Origin of the sequence: Mesorhizobium sp. M0772, assembly GCF_040320135.1 — a bacterium.
Classification (GTDB): domain Bacteria; phylum Pseudomonadota; class Alphaproteobacteria; order Rhizobiales; family Rhizobiaceae; genus Mesorhizobium.
On record NZ_JAMYPB010000016.1, the window covers coordinates 53,058 to 68,900 of the forward strand.

Annotated in this window: 12 protein-coding genes; all 12 read left to right on the plus strand. The window is 61.9% G+C overall.

The window, feature by feature from the left end:
* Positions 1-17: 17 nt before the first annotated feature.
* Positions 18-1,589: a WD40 repeat domain-containing protein gene (locus NKI06_RS13565; RefSeq protein ID WP_352655197.1), complete on the plus strand. Its 1,572-nt coding sequence runs from the start codon at positions 18-20 to the stop codon at positions 1,587-1,589.
* An 80-nt stretch (positions 1,590-1,669) separates the two neighbouring features.
* Complete coding sequence (locus tag NKI06_RS13570) at positions 1,670-3,052, plus strand: SEL1-like repeat protein (RefSeq protein WP_352985739.1); 1,383 nt, start codon at positions 1,670-1,672, stop codon at positions 3,050-3,052.
* A gap of 232 nt (positions 3,053-3,284) precedes the next feature.
* Positions 3,285-5,288 carry an amidase gene (locus tag NKI06_RS13575; protein WP_352985741.1) on the plus strand — a complete coding sequence of 668 codons (2,004 nt, stop codon included), beginning with the start codon at positions 3,285-3,287 and terminating at the stop codon, positions 5,286-5,288.
* 80 nt (positions 5,289-5,368) lie between these two features.
* Positions 5,369-5,905, plus strand: a complete 537-nt coding sequence (locus NKI06_RS13580; protein ID WP_352985743.1) for an isochorismatase family protein — start codon at positions 5,369-5,371, stop codon at positions 5,903-5,905.
* A 32-nt stretch (positions 5,906-5,937) separates the two neighbouring features.
* Positions 5,938-6,402, plus strand: a complete 465-nt coding sequence (locus tag NKI06_RS13585) for a GFA family protein (RefSeq protein ID WP_352985745.1) — start codon at positions 5,938-5,940, stop codon at positions 6,400-6,402.
* Positions 6,403-6,667: 265 nt separating this feature from the next.
* On the plus strand, positions 6,668-7,681 hold the full coding sequence (locus NKI06_RS13590) for a LacI family DNA-binding transcriptional regulator (RefSeq protein ID WP_352985747.1): 1,014 nt from the start codon (positions 6,668-6,670) through the stop codon (positions 7,679-7,681).
* The gene (locus NKI06_RS13595; protein WP_352546133.1) at positions 7,678-9,195 is read left to right on the plus strand and encodes a sugar ABC transporter ATP-binding protein; all 1,518 of its coding nucleotides are present in this window, start codon (positions 7,678-7,680) and stop codon (positions 9,193-9,195) included. Before NKI06_RS13590 ends, NKI06_RS13595 begins: the two co-directional genes overlap by 4 nt.
* Positions 9,195-10,247 (plus strand): ABC transporter permease, encoded by a 1,053-nt coding sequence (locus NKI06_RS13600; RefSeq protein ID WP_023705098.1) that lies wholly within the window; start codon positions 9,195-9,197, stop codon positions 10,245-10,247. Before NKI06_RS13595 ends, NKI06_RS13600 begins: the two co-directional genes overlap by 1 nt.
* Positions 10,248-10,375: 128 nt before the next feature.
* Complete coding sequence (locus tag NKI06_RS13605; protein WP_023689831.1) at positions 10,376-11,359, plus strand: substrate-binding domain-containing protein; 984 nt, start codon at positions 10,376-10,378, stop codon at positions 11,357-11,359.
* A 386-nt stretch (positions 11,360-11,745) separates the two neighbouring features.
* Complete coding sequence (locus NKI06_RS13610) at positions 11,746-13,044, plus strand: protein kinase domain-containing protein (RefSeq protein ID WP_352985749.1); 1,299 nt, start codon at positions 11,746-11,748, stop codon at positions 13,042-13,044.
* Complete coding sequence (locus NKI06_RS13615; protein ID WP_352985751.1) at positions 13,041-14,174, plus strand: ATP-binding domain-containing protein; 1,134 nt, start codon at positions 13,041-13,043, stop codon at positions 14,172-14,174. Before NKI06_RS13610 ends, NKI06_RS13615 begins: the two co-directional genes overlap by 4 nt.
* Positions 14,175-14,182: 8 nt before the next feature.
* A complete protein-coding gene (locus NKI06_RS13620; RefSeq protein ID WP_352985753.1) occupies positions 14,183-15,616 on the plus strand; it encodes a hypothetical protein in 1,434 nt (477 codons plus the stop codon).
* Positions 15,617-15,843 lie beyond the last annotated feature (227 nt).

A 15,843-nucleotide genomic window follows, 5' to 3' on the forward strand; every position in this document is an offset into this window, starting at 1 on the left:
ACCGGAGGGGGAGTCCGATGGACAGGTTGGCCGAAAGGCTGTTTGCGCTTCCGCTGCTGGCGGCCGCTTTGGCTTGTCTGGTGCGGGCGTATCTGCTGCTCGGCGACAGAGATTTCAGCTGGAGCGGGATCGACCACATGCTGCACGGCCCAGCCACGCTGCGACCGGTGGTGTTCCTGACCGTCGGCGGGCTTTGCCTGCTTGGCGCCCTGTTGTTCTGGGCCGGACTGCTGCCGGGTCGGCGAAGCCAGCCTGCTGGAACGCCGCTTTTTGGCCGCGACGCCGAGATGGAATCCAAGGGTCGCCCGGGCTGGCGGCGCGCCTTCCTCATGTTGCCGGTGCTCGCCGTGTTGGCGCTGCTGGCCGACCACTTCCCTTGGGCGCGTGACGCCGGCCCGGGCGCTGAGGTCGTCGCCCCGAGAGAGCCCAAAGCCGAGCCGAAGGGCCAGGATATCGCCGGCGTCCCACCGGACCTGGCGACGCCGGCGGTTCCACCGAGTTCGCCGCCGCTCGCCACGCCTCCCGAGCCAACCCCGCCTGAGCAGGCTGCCAAACCGCCGGAACCGGCGCAGCCTACGCCTCCAACTGCTCCCCCTCGGCCGCCACAAGTCGCACTCGCTCCGGCGACACCGCCACCGCAAACCGTCGCGCCGTTGCCGCCGCCTCCGCCGGCGCTGCCGACCGAGCCCGACGGCCATCGCGACGCCGTCGTCTGGCTCGCCGTCTCGGCCGATGGCCGCGACATCATGAGCGCCAGCACCGACCATATGATCAAGCTCTGGGACATCGCCGGCAAGCGGCTGATCCGCAACCTTGGTGAACACAAGGACATGGCGCGCACGGCGCTGTTCATGCCCGACGGCGCAACCGCGCTGACCGCCGGCGACGATGGCGAGATCGTGCTGCGAAAGCTTGCCGACGGCGCGGTGCTGCATGTCTTCTCGTCGGGCGCGAATGGCGGCGTGCGCAAGCTGGCGATCAGCCCGGACGGCAAGCGCGCCGTCAGTGGCCACGACACCGGCAACGTCATCGTCTGGGATCTCGTCAACAAATCGGTGCTGCATGTGATGACCGGACATGACTGGCCGATCAGCACGGTCGCAATCTCGCCCGACGGCACGCGCGCGCTCAGCGGCTCCATCGACGGCACGCTGAAATTCTGGGACGTCGAAAGCGGCAAGCAATTGCGAAGCTGGCACGGCCACGAGCAGGGCACTTACGGCGCTGTCTTCACCGCCGACGGCCATCATGTCGTCACCGGCAGCGGCGACTACACGATCAAGCTCTGGGACCTCGACACGTTTAGGGAATTGCGCCGCTTCGAGGGTCACGAAGGCACCGTCTATACGCTGGCGCTGTCGGCCGACGGCAAGCGCTTGGCCTCCGGCTCGCTCGACGGCACGGCGCGGCTGTGGGATGTCGGCACCGGCGGCCAGACCGCCATGTTCGACAGCCGCACCGGCCCGATCTACGCCGTTGCTTTCGCCACCGACGGCACGCTGCTCACCGGCGGCGACGATCGCACCATCAGGGATTGGCCGGCCGCTGGCGGCGATGGCGAAATCCTGTTCGCCGGCGCACCGCAGTAGCGACATCAAATGCTTTGGATATTCCAGAACAGCCTGGCTTGCGCTATGGATTACTGGTGGCTGCAAATGGATTGGGGACGGTGAGCAACAACGACTGGGCGCCCAAAGTGGATACACCTGTCTACAGCCCGCCCACGTCGCGTCGCCGAGGGGTCCTTACCGTCGTTCTGGTGTTGCTGGCGGCTTTTGTGCTGCTCGGTCCTGGCCGAAATTACTATGTGCAGTGGTCAGCCATTAAGAAGATTCAAGCGGCTGTCCTGGCAAAGGATTATCGCGAGCAATTCCATCAGATCTCCGTGCTGGCCGACATGGGAAATGCTGACGCACAGTACAATCTGGGATTAATGTACTGGCGTGGCCAGGGTATTGCCCAAAATGACAGGCAGGCGACCTACTGGTGGGGCAAAGCAGCCGAGCAAGGAAATGCAGATGCGGCATCCTTGCTCGCCCAGGCCTATTCCCATGGCCGAGGTGTCGAAAGAAACGACCAACTGGCGTTAAAATTTGCCACACAGTCTTCCGACAAGAGCAACGCGAATGGTTACTATGCCATCGGCACCCTGTACGCGCAGGGCCAAGGTGTTCCGCAAAGCTATGAGCAAGCTCTCTCCTGGTGGCGCAAGGCAGCCGATGGCGGCAGTACCGAAGCTGCCTACTGCATCGGTCGATCCTATTATCTCGGTGAAGGCGTCGAGAAGGACGATCAGCTCGCCGTGATGTGGGTGCGAAAGGCGGCCGACATGGGTGAGCCGAATGCCGAGTCTTTGTTGGGCACGCTGTATTCGCTTGGCCACGGCGTCGGTCAGGATGACCGCCTGGCCTTCGAATGGTGGATGAAGGCCGCGGTCGCCGGTGTGCCGGAAGCGCAATACTCCTTGGCAAACGCGTATGAATTGGGAAAAGGCATCGGCAAGGACGACGCCCAGTCGTTCGCCTGGTTGGTCAAGGCGGCGGAACAGGACAATGTCCCGGCGCAGTCTGCGCTGGCCTATGCCTATGCTACGGGCAAGGGCACTGCCAAAAGTGATGCCGAAGCATCATCCTGGTGGCTGAAGGCGGCGAGCCGGGGAGACGCTTATGCGCAGGCGAACCTCGGCCTGGCATATTGGACGGGCGCCGGACTGACTCAGAGCGACGCTGATGCCGTTTCGTGGTGGCTCAAGGCCGCAAAGCAGGGGGACGTTTCGTCTGAACTGTACCTGGCTGTTGCCTATGCCCGCGGCAGAGGGATAGCCAAGGATGAAAAATCCGCCGAATTCTGGTTGCTGGAGGCAGCCAAGGCGGGAAATGTCGAAGCAGAACTCAACCTTGGCAAGCTTTATTACACCGGGATCGGCGGCAAGCCGAACTATCCGGAATCTGCCAAGTGGTTTTCCACATCGGCAAGCCACGGAAACGCCGAGGCCAGGACCTTCCTCGAAATGATGAAGGAAAAAGGCCAGTTCGACAGCAAGACGCTGTGAGCTCAGGGTCAGGCAACGCCGATGATGTCGGTGAGGTCGTGTCATACAATGGACATCGGCAGCGGATACCAAAACTGTCTTTCATCAGTCAATTTCGGAGGCCACTTATGCCTGCCGGCCATCTCCCCACTTGGGGGAGATCAGCAGCGTCGCCGTCACACCTTCCGTTTGAGGCGTGACACTCGTATCGCACGATGCGAAGACTCATTTGCCGCTGCATCTCGAGAATCCCATGTCCCTCCACATCGTCGAAGCCTCGATTGCCGATCTGCGCCGCGCGCTGGAGGCCGGCACCGTCACCAGCGTCGAGCTGGTCGGCGCGTATCTCAGGCGCATCGCGCATTACGACCGCCATGGCATCGCGCTCAATGCCGTGCCGGAGCTTAACCCGGCAATGTTCGAGGAGGCGGCGGCGTCCGACCTGCGCCGCCGCAATGGTGCTGCCCTCGGGCCGCTCGACGGCATCCCCTACTCCGCCAAGGACAGCTATAAGGTGAAGGGCCTGACGGTGGCCGCCGGCTCGCCCGCCTTCGAGCATCTCGTCGCCAATGAGGACGCCTTCACCATTGCCAGGCTGCGGGCCGGCGGCGCGGTGCTGATCGGGCTGACCAACATGCCGCCAATGGCGAATGGCGGCATGCAGCGCGGCGTCTATGGCCGCGCCGAAAGCCCCTACAATGCAGATTACCTGACCGCCGCCTTCGCTTCAGGCTCGTCCAACGGTTCCGGCACCGCGACCGCTGCGAGCTTTGCCGCTTTCGGGCTGGGCGAGGAGACATGGTCTTCCGGCCGCGCGCCGGCGTCCAACAATGCACTTGTCGCCTACACGCCGTCGCGCGGCGTCATTTCGGTCAGGGGCAACTGGCCGCTGGTGCCGACCATGGATGTGGTGGTGCCGCACACGCGCGGCATCGCCGACATGCTGGAACTGCTCGACGTGATCGTCGCCGACGATGCCGAGACGCGCGGCGATTTCTGGCGTGTGCAGCCCTGGGTGTCGATCGCGAAGAGCGCTGCTCTCAGGCCGCCAAGCTACACTGCGCTCCAACTGCAAGGCTCATTACAAGGCAAACGCCTCGGCGTGCCGAAAATGTATATCGGCCGCGATGGCGGCGCGCCCAAACCCATCGAGACCCGCGCCTCGGTGCTCGACCTCTGGCGGCAGGCGGCGCGTGACCTGGAAAAGCTCGGCGCGGAGGTGGTCGAGGTCGATTTCCCCGTCGTCTCGAACTATGAGCGCGACCGTCCGGGCACAAAAACCATGGTCGAACGCGGGCTGGTGCCGGAAGCCTTCGCCGAGCGCGAAATCTGGGATCTCTGCATGTGGGGCTGGGACGATTTCCTGCGCGCCAATGCCGATCCGGCGATCCCCGATCTGGCTGCGGTCGACGGCCCAAAGATTTTCCCGCGGCCGCCGGGCGCGCTGCCGGACCGCTATGGCGACGACGGTTTCGATCTGGCGGACTATGTCACACGCGCCAAACAGGGCGTGACGCCATTGCTGGATATTCCAAGGCTGGCGGAAGGTCTGAAGGGATTGGAGGCGACGCGGCGCATCGACTTCGAGGACTGGCTGGACGAGCACAGGCTCGACGCTGTCGTGCTGCCGGCGGTCGCCGATGTCGGCCCGGCCGATGCCGACGTCAACGAGACCTCTGCAGCAATCGCCTGGCGCAACGGCACCTGGGTTGCCAATGGCAATCTGGTGTGGCGTCATCTTGGCATCCCGACCGTCACCGTGCCTATGGGAACGATGGCCGATATCGGCATGCCGGTCGGGCTGACCTTTGCGGGCAAGGCCTATGATGATGCGGAGTTGCTGCGGCTCGCCGGCGATTACGAGCGCGCCACCCAACGCCGCACGGCCCCGCCGCGCACGCCGGAATTGCCGGGCGATGTGTTTGCGCAACATGGTGGATCGAAGTCCAGCGATGCGCCGCCGCCGGCACTCAGGCTTGTTGCGGAGACGATGGGGCAAGGAGACCAGGCCGAGATCGCCGTGACGGTTGAACTCGATGCGGAGACCGCTGATCTCAAGGTTCACGTCAATGGCGAAGCCGTTGTCATGGAGCGAAGCGGCACAAGCTTTCACGGTCGCATCCTGGTGCCGGCCGGCGAGCATGAAAGAATGCACAGTGTGTGGCGAGGCGCTTACGGCTCGATCGTTACGGCCGTCATGCGGCTGGAGGATGGACGCACGGCTGGTGCTTACGTGGTCGCGGGTGGAATCGGGTGAGGGTACAGGTAATCTCCCTAAGTGGGAGATCAGCAGCTTCGCCGTCTTGACCCTCCGATCGCCCGCGTTATCTTCGCGCCATGCCAAACCTCGCTCCCCTCATCGTCATCGACCTCCAGACCAACATGTTCGACGGCCGCGTCGAGCCGCCGATCCATGATGCGCCGGGTATCGCCGAGCGCACCCGTTCGCTCATCGGCTGGGCGCGGCGCGAGGGGCGCCGGATCGCGTTCGTCCGGCATGACGGGCCGGCCGGCGATCCGCTGGCTCCGGGCGAGCCGGGTTGGCCGGTATGGCCGGAACTCGGCCAGGCCAAGGACGAGCCGACATTCTCCAAGACCGTCCGCAACGCCTTCTCGAATGCCGAGCTTGGCGCCTGGGTGGCCGGGCAGGGGGCCGGCGAAGTCGTGCTTGCCGGAGCGCAAACCGATTTCTGCATCGCCGGCACCGTTGAGGGCGCCCTGGCCGAAGGCCTCGCCGTCACTGTCGTGTCCGATGCGCATTCCACGCTGGACACTGAAGGCGAGACCGCGACCGAGATCATCGCCCGGTACAATGCGGACTTCACCGATGCCGGCGTCACGCTGGTGACGACGAAGGCGCTGACGGGCGACTGAACCGCCGGCGGTTCGAAGACTGGGAGACTGCCGTGCCAACCCTGACCTTGCCGGCCGAAGGCGGATGCCGCTGCGGACGCGTGCGGCTCAAGATTTCCGCAAAACCGCTTTTGACCATGGCTTGCCATTGCACCGGCTGCCAGCGCATGTCGGCCAGCGCCTATTCGCTAAGCGCCGCCATTCCCTCCGACGGCTTCGAGATCACGCTAGGCGAGCCGGTGATCGGCGGGCTGCACGGCGCCTCGAAACATTTCTTCTGCCCACATTGCATGAGCTGGATGTTCACGCGCCCCGAAGGGCTCGACTGGTTCGTCAATCTGCGTCCGACCATGCTTGATGAACCCGGCTGGTTCACGCCGTTCATCGAGACATGGACCAGCGAGAAGCTGCCTTGGGCAACCACGCCTGCGGTGCACAGTTACGAGGCGCTGCCGGCCTTTGAGGAATATGAGGGGCTGGTGGCGGAGTTCGGTGAAACTGCGAATCTCCCCCCTTGATGAGGGGGAGATGGCCAGGAGGCCAGAGGGGGTCGCATCGCGTGAAGCGCCAACCTCCATCTGCCGCACGAGGCCGAGCCTAGTCGAACCGACCCCCTCTGTCGCTTTCGGCGACATCTCCCCCTCGAGGGGGGAGATAAGCCCCCCTAAAATTTCATCGAATCGATTGCGCAAACGTTTCGATCACCCTAAGCTCGCCCTGAAATCCGCCAACAGAGCGGATGGGAAACGCATAGGGAGGAGCGCTTGCAGGCGCTTAGTTTTATTGCCGACAATGGCTGAAGTGGCGCGGCGCGCCGGCGTGTCGGTGTCGACCGTCTCGCATGTCGTCAACAACACGCGCTTCGTTTCGCTGGAAAAGGCGAGGCTGATCAACGACGCCATTGCCGCCATGGGCTACCAGCCCAACGAGCTGGCGCGCTCGCTGAAGGCCTCGACCACCAACAGCGTCGGCCTGGCCATCTCGGCGATCTCCAACCCTTATTTCACCGACATCATCTGCGCGGTCGAGGCCGAATGCGCGCGGCTCGGGCTGATGGTCTTCCTGTCGGACACCCAGGAAGATCCCGACCGCGAACTGCAGGTGGTGCGCGCTTTTCATCAGCGCCGCGTCGACGGCGTCATCCTGGCGCCCTCGGGCTCGCCGCAGCGGGCCATCGATTACCTCGCCGACAAGAAGATGCCATGCGTTCTGATCGACCGTTTCGCCGACCAGCGCTTCGATCAGATCGGCGTCGAGAACGAAACGTCGATGCGCGCGCTGATCGACCATGTCGCCTCCTTCGGCCACAAGCGCATCGGCTATATCGCCGGACAGCCCGGCCTGACGACGACGCGCGAGCGCATCGAGGCGTTCCAGGCTTCGCTCGCCGCCAATGGACTTGAGTGCGTGCCGCGCTATCTCTCGGCCGAGAATGTCGACACGGCGGCGGCGACCGCATCCACCCACGCCATCCTGTCGCTGCCGTCGCCACCAACCGCATTGGTCACCGGCAACAACATGACGACGATCGGAGCCGTCCGCGCCATCCGCGAAAAGGGCCTCAGCATTCCGGGCGATCTGTCGCTGGCCGGCTTCGACGATTTCGAATGGGCCGATTGTTTCGAGCCGCGGCTGACGCTGGTCGCGCAGCCCGGCACCGAGATAGGCAGGCAGGCGGCGGCGCTGCTCAGCGCCCGTATAGCCGCGACCGGTTCCGCGCCGCGCTCGGTGCGGCTGCAGGCGACGCTGCGGGCGCGCGCCTCCTGCGGGAGGCCGACCCACACGAGGCTAACATGAGCGCGCCGCTGCTGGTAATGACCGGCGCCGTCAAACGCTTCGGCGGCGTGCAGGCGCTGCGCGGTGTCGACTTCGATCTCAAGGCCGGCGAAATCCATGCGCTGCTCGGCGAAAACGGCGCCGGCAAGTCGACGCTGATGAACCTTTTGTCGGGCGTCTACACGCCGGACGAAGGCACCATCGAGATCGACGGCAAACCCGTGCGCTTCAACAACCCGCGCGAGGCGCAAGCGGCAGGCATCGCCACCATCTTCCAGGAGCTCGACCTGGTGCCGTCGCTGGATGTCGCGGCCAATCTTTTCCTCGGCCGCGAACTGATGCGTCCGGGCGGCTTCCTCGACGTGCCGGCAATGCGCCGCGAGGCCAAGAAGCGGCTGGAAGCCATCGAGATCGCCATCGATCCGGCCGCCATGGTGGCGGATCTGTCGATCGGCCAGCGCCAGGTGGTGGCGATCGTCAAGGCGCTGTCTTACGCCTCGCGCGTGCTGATCATGGACGAGCCGACGGCCGCACTCACCGTCGGCGAAGTCGAGCGGCTGTTCGATATCATGCGCAAGCTCGCCGCCACCGGCGTCGGCATCGTCTACATCTCGCACCGGCTGGAGGAAGTGCCCGGCATTGCCGACCGGGTGACGGTAATGCGCGACGGCCGTGTCGCCGGCATCACCGAGCCGCACGCGCCGCAGGCCGAGCTGGTCAGGCTGCTGGTCGGACGTCCGCTGGACGAACTCTATCCGCAACGCGCCAAGGCCGCGGGCAAGCCGCTGCTCAGTCTGAGGAACGCCAGCTTCAAGCTCGCCCGCGACAGCGCCGGCTGGCAGGCGCCGCAAGGCGTTTCGCTCGATGTCCATGAAGGCGAGATCGTCGGTCTTGCCGGCATCATGGGGGCAGGGCGCACCGAGCTGCTGTCCGCCCTCTACGGCACCGGCCTGTCCGGCCGCTGGGAGGGCGAGGTCGCCATATCAGGCCGCCCGGTAAAACTGGATTCGATCAGTGCTGCCCGCCACGCCGGCATCGCATTCGTCACCGACGACCGCCGGGGCTCGGGCCTGATGCTGCGCATGGCGGTCGGCCTCAACCTGGTGATGTCGGTCATATCCCGAATCTCGCCGAACTGGCTGGTCTCGCCGCGCCGCCAGGCCGAGGCGGTGAAGGAATCCTTCGGTCAGTTCGATATCCGGCCGAAGAACCCCGATATCGCCGTCGGCGCGCTGTCTGGCGGCAACCAGCAGAAGGTGGTGCTGGCCAAGGAGATCCTCGGCAATCCGCGCCTGTTGCTGCTCGACGAGCCGACACGCGGCGTCGATGTCGGCGCCAAGGGCGAGATCTACCAGCGGCTCAGGGCACTCGCCGCGCAAGGGCTCGGCATTCTGGTGGCGTCCAGCGAGATGCCGGAGCTGATCGGTCTGTGCGACCGCATCGTGGTGCTGCGCCAGGGGCGCAATGTGGCGGAATTTTTGGGCGGCGTCGACGAGCACACGGTGCTGGCCGCGGCTAACGGCAGGGAGGCCTGATGTCTCAGGACAACAATCCAGTGGCAGCGAGCCCGGTGATGGCGGCGCCTCAAAAGCATCGCGACCCGCTGGCGCTCATCGTGCGCTTCCAGAGCCTGATCGGCCTGGTGCTGGTGGCGATCGGCGGCATCATCTTCTCGCCGCGCCGCCACGGCGAGATCCTGTTCCTCAACCCCGACAACATCGCCAACATCGTGCGCGCCGTGTCGGAGACCGGCATCATCGCCATCGGCATGACCTTCGTCATCATCACCGCCGGCATCGACCTGTCGGTCGGCGCAGTGCTTGGCCTGTCCAGCGTCGTCACCGCCTCTATGATGATCTCCGGCGGCTTCGGCCTGATCCCCACCATCCTCGCCGTGCTCGCTTTGGGCATCGTCTTCGGCGCCATCCAGGGCACCATCTCGACGCGCTTCCGGCTGGAGCCGTTCATCGTCACGCTGGCTGGCCTGCAGGCCGCGCGCGGGCTGGCGCTGGTCGTCTCCGGCAACCAGTACATCAACATTTCCTACGGCGAAGGGCCGGGCCTGGCGCCGCCGGTGTTCGCCGTGCTGGGCGAGCGGCTGTTCAACAACACCGTGCCGGTGGCGACGCTTGTGTTCGTCGTCTTTGCCGCGATCGCCACCATCGTGCTCAACACCACGCGTTTCGGCCGCTATGTCTTTGCCGTCGGCGGCAATGAGCGCGCCGCGCGCATATCCGGCGTGCCGGTGTCGATGGTGAAGATATCGGTCTACGCCATCACCGGCTTTGCCGCCGCCCTTGCCGGCATCGTCCATGCCGGCCAGTTCAATTTTGGCAGCGCCAATGACGGCATGGGCTATGAGCTGACGGCCATCGCCGCCGTGGTCATCGGCGGCACCAGCCTGTTCGGCGGCGCCGGCTCGATGGTCGGCACCGTTGCCGGCACCATCATGCTGGGTGCGCTCGCCAACATCCTGCAGCTCAACAATATCACGCCCGCCATGCAGCTGCTCGCGACCGCCGCGATCATCGTTTTGGCGGCAGTGCTTCAATCCCTCGTTCGCCGCCGCGAGGGGTTGGGTCGTTAGTGCATGTCGCGCAAAAGTGACATCGGTTTTGCGATGACGACATGCACAAACAAACAAGGAGGAGACGGCAACACGTGAACGTCAAACCAAGGTCTGGCCCCCCGGCCGGACGAGGAGGAGAGTGAGTTATGAAAACGACACTAAGAGGATCGACCCTCAAGGCCGTGCTGCTGGCCGGCGCCGGCCTGTGCATTGCAGGCTCCGCTTACGCCGCCGAGCCGCTGGTGAAAGCCTGCGCCAAGGACGGCCAGTTCGTCATCGGTTTTTCGCAGGCCAACAATGCCGAGCCCTACCGCCAGCACGTCAATGACGAGCTGGAGGCGGCCGCCAAGGAAGTGCCTGGTTTCACGCTGCAGATCGCCGACGGCGCCGGCAACGTCAACACGCAGACCTCGCAGGTCGACAATTTCATTACGCAGAAGGTCGACATCCTGCTGATCTCGCCCTTCGAGGCCGCACCGCTGACGCCGGCGGTGAAGCGCGCCATGGATGCCGGCATCCCGGTCATCGAGCTCGACCGCAAGACGGTCGGCGACCCCGGCAAGGACTACACCGCCTTCATCGGCGGCGACAATTTCAAGATCGCCGAGGAAGCCGGCAAGTACACCGCCAAGACGCTGCTGCCCGATGGCGGCGAGGCGGCGGTGCTGCAAGGTCTGCCGAGCTCGACGCCGGCGGTGGAGCGCCTCAACGGCTTCAAGGAAGGCGTGAAAGGCAACCCGAAGGTCCAGATCGTCGCCGAGCAGGCCGCCGACTGGGTGCCGGACAAAGCGCAGGTCGCCTTCGCCGCCATGCTGCAGGCACACCCCGACATCAAGGTGCTCTACGCCTCCAACGACATGATGGCCGCCGGCGCGCTGCTCGCCGCCAAGGGCGCGGGCAAGGACGTGAAGATCATCGGCACCGACGGCCTGCCGGGCCCGGCCGGCGGCATCGAGGCGGTGGCCAAGGGCGACTGGGTCGCAACCTTCACCTACCCGACCGGCGCCAAGGAAGCGATCGAAATGTCGAAAAAGATCCTGCTCGATTGCGCGACCGAGGTGGACAAGACGGTGACGGTGGAGACCACCGCGATCACGGCCGAGAATGCCAAGCAGCTGATGGGGAAGTGAGGGGGGCGGAACCGCTCTACGGCAGAGGTTGATACGCAAGGCCCCGGAAGGGGCCTTGTTGTTGAGAGGTATGGGCATCAACACTAGCTCGGTCTTCGATGCCGCTACCCGGCAGCGTCCGTTCCTTCGGCGTATAGCCATTTCCCAGCGCCGCCCGTATCACCAGTATCTACCTTAGCGAAGATCGACTTGGCGTTTGGGCGCTACTCGTTGCTTTCTTGGTCTCCTCACGCACGAAGTCAGTCGGTAGAAAGCTCATCTCCAATCCGAACGCCCATACTCTCTGTCTACCAATTTACTACTTCCGGTAACAATCGCTTTAGCGTATTAAACGCTGGGGATTGGGTGGCAGGCTACCTCAGCTTTGCCGGGCAGGGAGCGCTGTGTTGAATATTGACCGCGTAAAACAAATAGCAGAAAGATTCTGCAGAACTCAGGGTTGGGCGGCTCCAGAGTACATCGATAACGGCGCGTCCGCTGCGGTCTACAAAGTAGAGACCGCTGACGGCGTTGAAGCCCTAAAAATTTACGATCCGGAGTTCTTTGAAGGGGAAAATGCCCTCATAGAAGCCAAGCGGATCGATTTGCAGTGTGAGCTGAAAGGTCACGGATGCCCCTTTCTAGTCGAAGTTCACGATGCAGGTGAACTAGCAGAAGACGGCACTTGGTACCTCCTAATGGAGTTCTGCCCATGGAAGTCGCTCGAAAAACGACTCGCCGAGGTTCCGGACGATAAGATCCACGATCTCTTAAAGCAGCTGGTGAGTGCCGTAAAATTTTTAGATGATAAAGGACTAGTTCACCGTGACATAAAACCTGCAAATATAGTTGCCTCCGACGACTTCAATCACCTAAAGCTCCTAGATTTTGGGGTAATGCGTAAAATAGCATACGACGAAGGCAGTGGTACGGACGGAAATAAGTTTATAGCAACGGCTCAGTACAGTCCTCCGGAATTTTTATTGCGCGATGAAATTCCGGGAGAGTTGGGATTTAGGGCGATAAACCTATATCAGGTCGGTGCAGTTCTCCATGACTTAATTACAAAGACACCTATATTCGCCGAAGAAAAAGCGACGAAGAACAAGTTCAAACTCTTCAAAGCCGTCACCGAGAAACGCCCGCGGGTGATAAGTGCGTCGGTACAGCCTCGGCTGATTGCGCTCTGTTTGGCGGCGTTGGAAAAAGATCCCAATATCCGTGCAGCTAGCGTCCAACTGGATGATTTCTTGGCGGACGCTGACGATCTGGATGCACTGCGTAGACGAATCGGCAGAGGCGGACGGGGCGAAGCGGCGAGGGCAAACCCGTCTATAGCGGCTTGGAAGAAAAGGGTCCGGTCTTGGGGCCTGCAAGCTGCGCAGCTCGAATCAGAGCCACTAGGCGCAGTTACAATGAAGGAACAGGAAACCGCACGGGGAATCTGCTGGCGATTAAGTTTTGTTTCGGTGGAAGTACCTATTTACCTAGATTTGGCTCGAACTGACTACGGCTTAGCCGTGCGAGTCATTGATGTCCCTGATGCCGATCATGTGCCGGCTGTGCTGAAGATTTATTCGGAAGGACCCGATTTGCCTGAGGCGGGTATCCCCGATGTCCTGGCAGGGCAATATCTTTATACGCTGGACATTGCGCTGACAGCTCAAGCTACGTCTACATCTGTCACAGGGGAGAATATGTCTTGAATGAAACTTGGTGGGTAGACCCGTCGCAACTGGATAGTGACCAGAAAGCTGTCCTAATTGCCACTGCAGACAGTTCGCTTTTGATCGTTGGTCCACCTGGATCGGGAAAGACCAATATTCTTATGCTGAGAGCTAACTACGTCCGCCCGGTAGGAGCGCGACAAACGGTATTAACCTTCACTCGAGCACTTGCTGAACACTTGCGTTCGGGTCCCAATGTGGGTCGTGCCGATCAGATTCAGAGGGAAGAAATATCTACCTTTATGGCATGGGCCAAGTCTATCATCAGGAATCATGGCGGGACGCTGCCGGAGGAACGCGATAGTTTCGAAGAGGAACGCCTCGGGGTTGTGGCTGCGTTGGAGGACACAGTTGAACACCAAAGGCTAGGCAAGCTTTACGACGTTATTTTTGTTGATGAGGTTCAGGATTTTTTGGATCGCGAGCTTCAGCTAATTCGCCGCCTTGCGAACCGCGCCAACTTTGCAGGCGACATTAGGCAGCGGATTTGGAAGGGAGAGGGCCTCAAGACTGCTTCCACCATAGCAGATGAGACGATGGAATTGAGTCGCCACTATCGCATTGGAGAAAAGATTTGCGAATATGCCGATCAGATTTTGCCTCCCAGGGCTGACCAAGCGCCACTTCTAGAGGGGTGTAACTACCCTGAACGGCTTCGCCCGTCTTCCGTGGAACCCGTCCCTTGCGCAGATGAAAACGAAATGATTCAAAAATGCATCGCGAAAGTGAAGGAGCAGCTTCGTTACATAACTGAGGAGCCTATAGGTATAATCGGCCCTTTCAATGACTCATTGGACGAGTTCATGGCAGCGGTAGGTGCCGATGCTACACTTTCTTCAATTACGGTGCGCCACAAGAGCAACGACTACCACGCTTACGACGACAGCAGCCGTGTCCGTGTTATGACTGTTCATGCAGCTAAGGGTTCAGAATTTCGAGCAGTGCACCTCTTCCACGGCGAGGAGTTCAGAAGGCATAACAGGGAATTGGCCTTCACGGCTGTAACCCGTGCTAAGACGGAAGTGTCTGTCTATTATGTCGGCTCACTTCTCGGTCACATGGTGCCGGCAAGTGGCGAACTGACGACCGATTTGTCCACTCTGTTCTGAGATGTAAAATGCCTGAAACCTTTCGCGGTGGTCATTTCGAGCGTGACGCTCTCCCCGGAGCTATGGCGCGATTTGCGCGTGCGCCAGTAGAGCTGAACACTTGGGAGCGGTTCGTGCGCCAACGGCCGCCGTCTCGGGGTGGGGCGGTTGGCAGTTGGAGTTCCACACCAGGTGATCCGCTGGCAGAGGTGTTGGTCGTTCGTGACGAGGACTTTATTGACACCTTAGCATGGCTCAACTCGTACTTCCCGGCATTGTCTCCCGTGAGCCAGTGGTGTCGTATTCTTCCGGAATCCCAGGCTGAGCGGATTGCTAATCGACCTCCGGCTGTAACTCTTGGAAGGATGTTGGGTGCTTGGGTTGGTGTGGTTTTGGCTGAATGCAGTGTACAGGCTGGGGGCGTTCAAAATCTGCGGGATGTGCCTGGGTCTGCTGCGGCGTCGACCGCCAGTTTTGCCGCTGGACGAGCAGCAGCAGTGTGGACCAACGAGGTCAATTTCATCGAGCTGGCACGTCGTCATGACGAACTTTCGCAAAGTTTGCGCGATGGCAGCCGTCCCTTGGCGGCTAGCGCACTAGCTCCTTTGTGGTTTGTACTGAGCGGGCGGATTGACAAAGCAGCGCAGAGCAGTCATCAGGCTCTGGAGCCATTGATCAGTATCTTGTCGCACATTGCTCAGCAATCTGGAGAAGTGGAAACGGCCGAGCTTGTTTCAAGAACGGCCATGCAAGCTCGAGACTACTTTGATCTGCCTGAACTGACACTCTGCGCTCAAGGCCCCCAAGTCGAAAGAGTTCGGGCCCTTGATCGGCTGGCAGTACGCTTAGCCTCTGGACCCCGCTCTCCTGCCATTGATGCTCTGCTTGGCCTGGGTGCGTGCTTTATCGATCCGGGGGCAGCGGTGGCGCCGGAGTTGCTTCGCCAGCACGCTAATACCTTGCCGCTCGCGCCCATCTGGCAAGGCGCGTTTGCTGGCGCGATGGCACCTCTTCGAGTGATGTCTGACCAAGGCGGTTTAGGCCGTCTCGTCGCGAAAGGACTACTCGCGGCTGATGATTTTGAAGGACGTCCTTCATGCGACATCGCCTATGAGGAACTTTCTCGTTGGATAACGCCAGGCAGATCTGTCAAACTTGACGTCCGTGGCGCCTCCGCCCGTGTCTTGTCCGTAGAACTGATGTTGGGGGTTACCAGTGCCTTTCCTTACGGCCGTAGCGAGAGCGTTTCTCTGCCCTTAGTCAATTCTAAGGCAGACGCCCCACCACGTGTCAGGGGGGGACGCAGTCTTCAAGAGCTCGACTTTGCCCTACAGAACCTGCAGCAACGCATTGTGCGGCTTGAGGAGCAGGGGGGCAATTCTCAGCCCAGCCTGGCCCTCCCGGAGCCGAAAGAGAACAAGGGTCGGAAGGTGACGCGATACATCCCGGCCAAAAAGAGTTAGGTGTGGGAGTGGAGAAGCTGGCCGCAATGCCTTGCGAGCGTACGGCGTCAACAAAACTCCTGCCCTTCACCCTCAAGCCACTCGTCTGCGCTTTCCTCCCAAACCACTATGGCGGCGACATGGATAAGGTTAGAAAATGACCGCAAAGGCAGTCTATGCAGCGTTGGTCGACGACATATTCGGTGTTGGATCCGCGCGTTTCGACATATCCGTAGCCGAGAGGAACA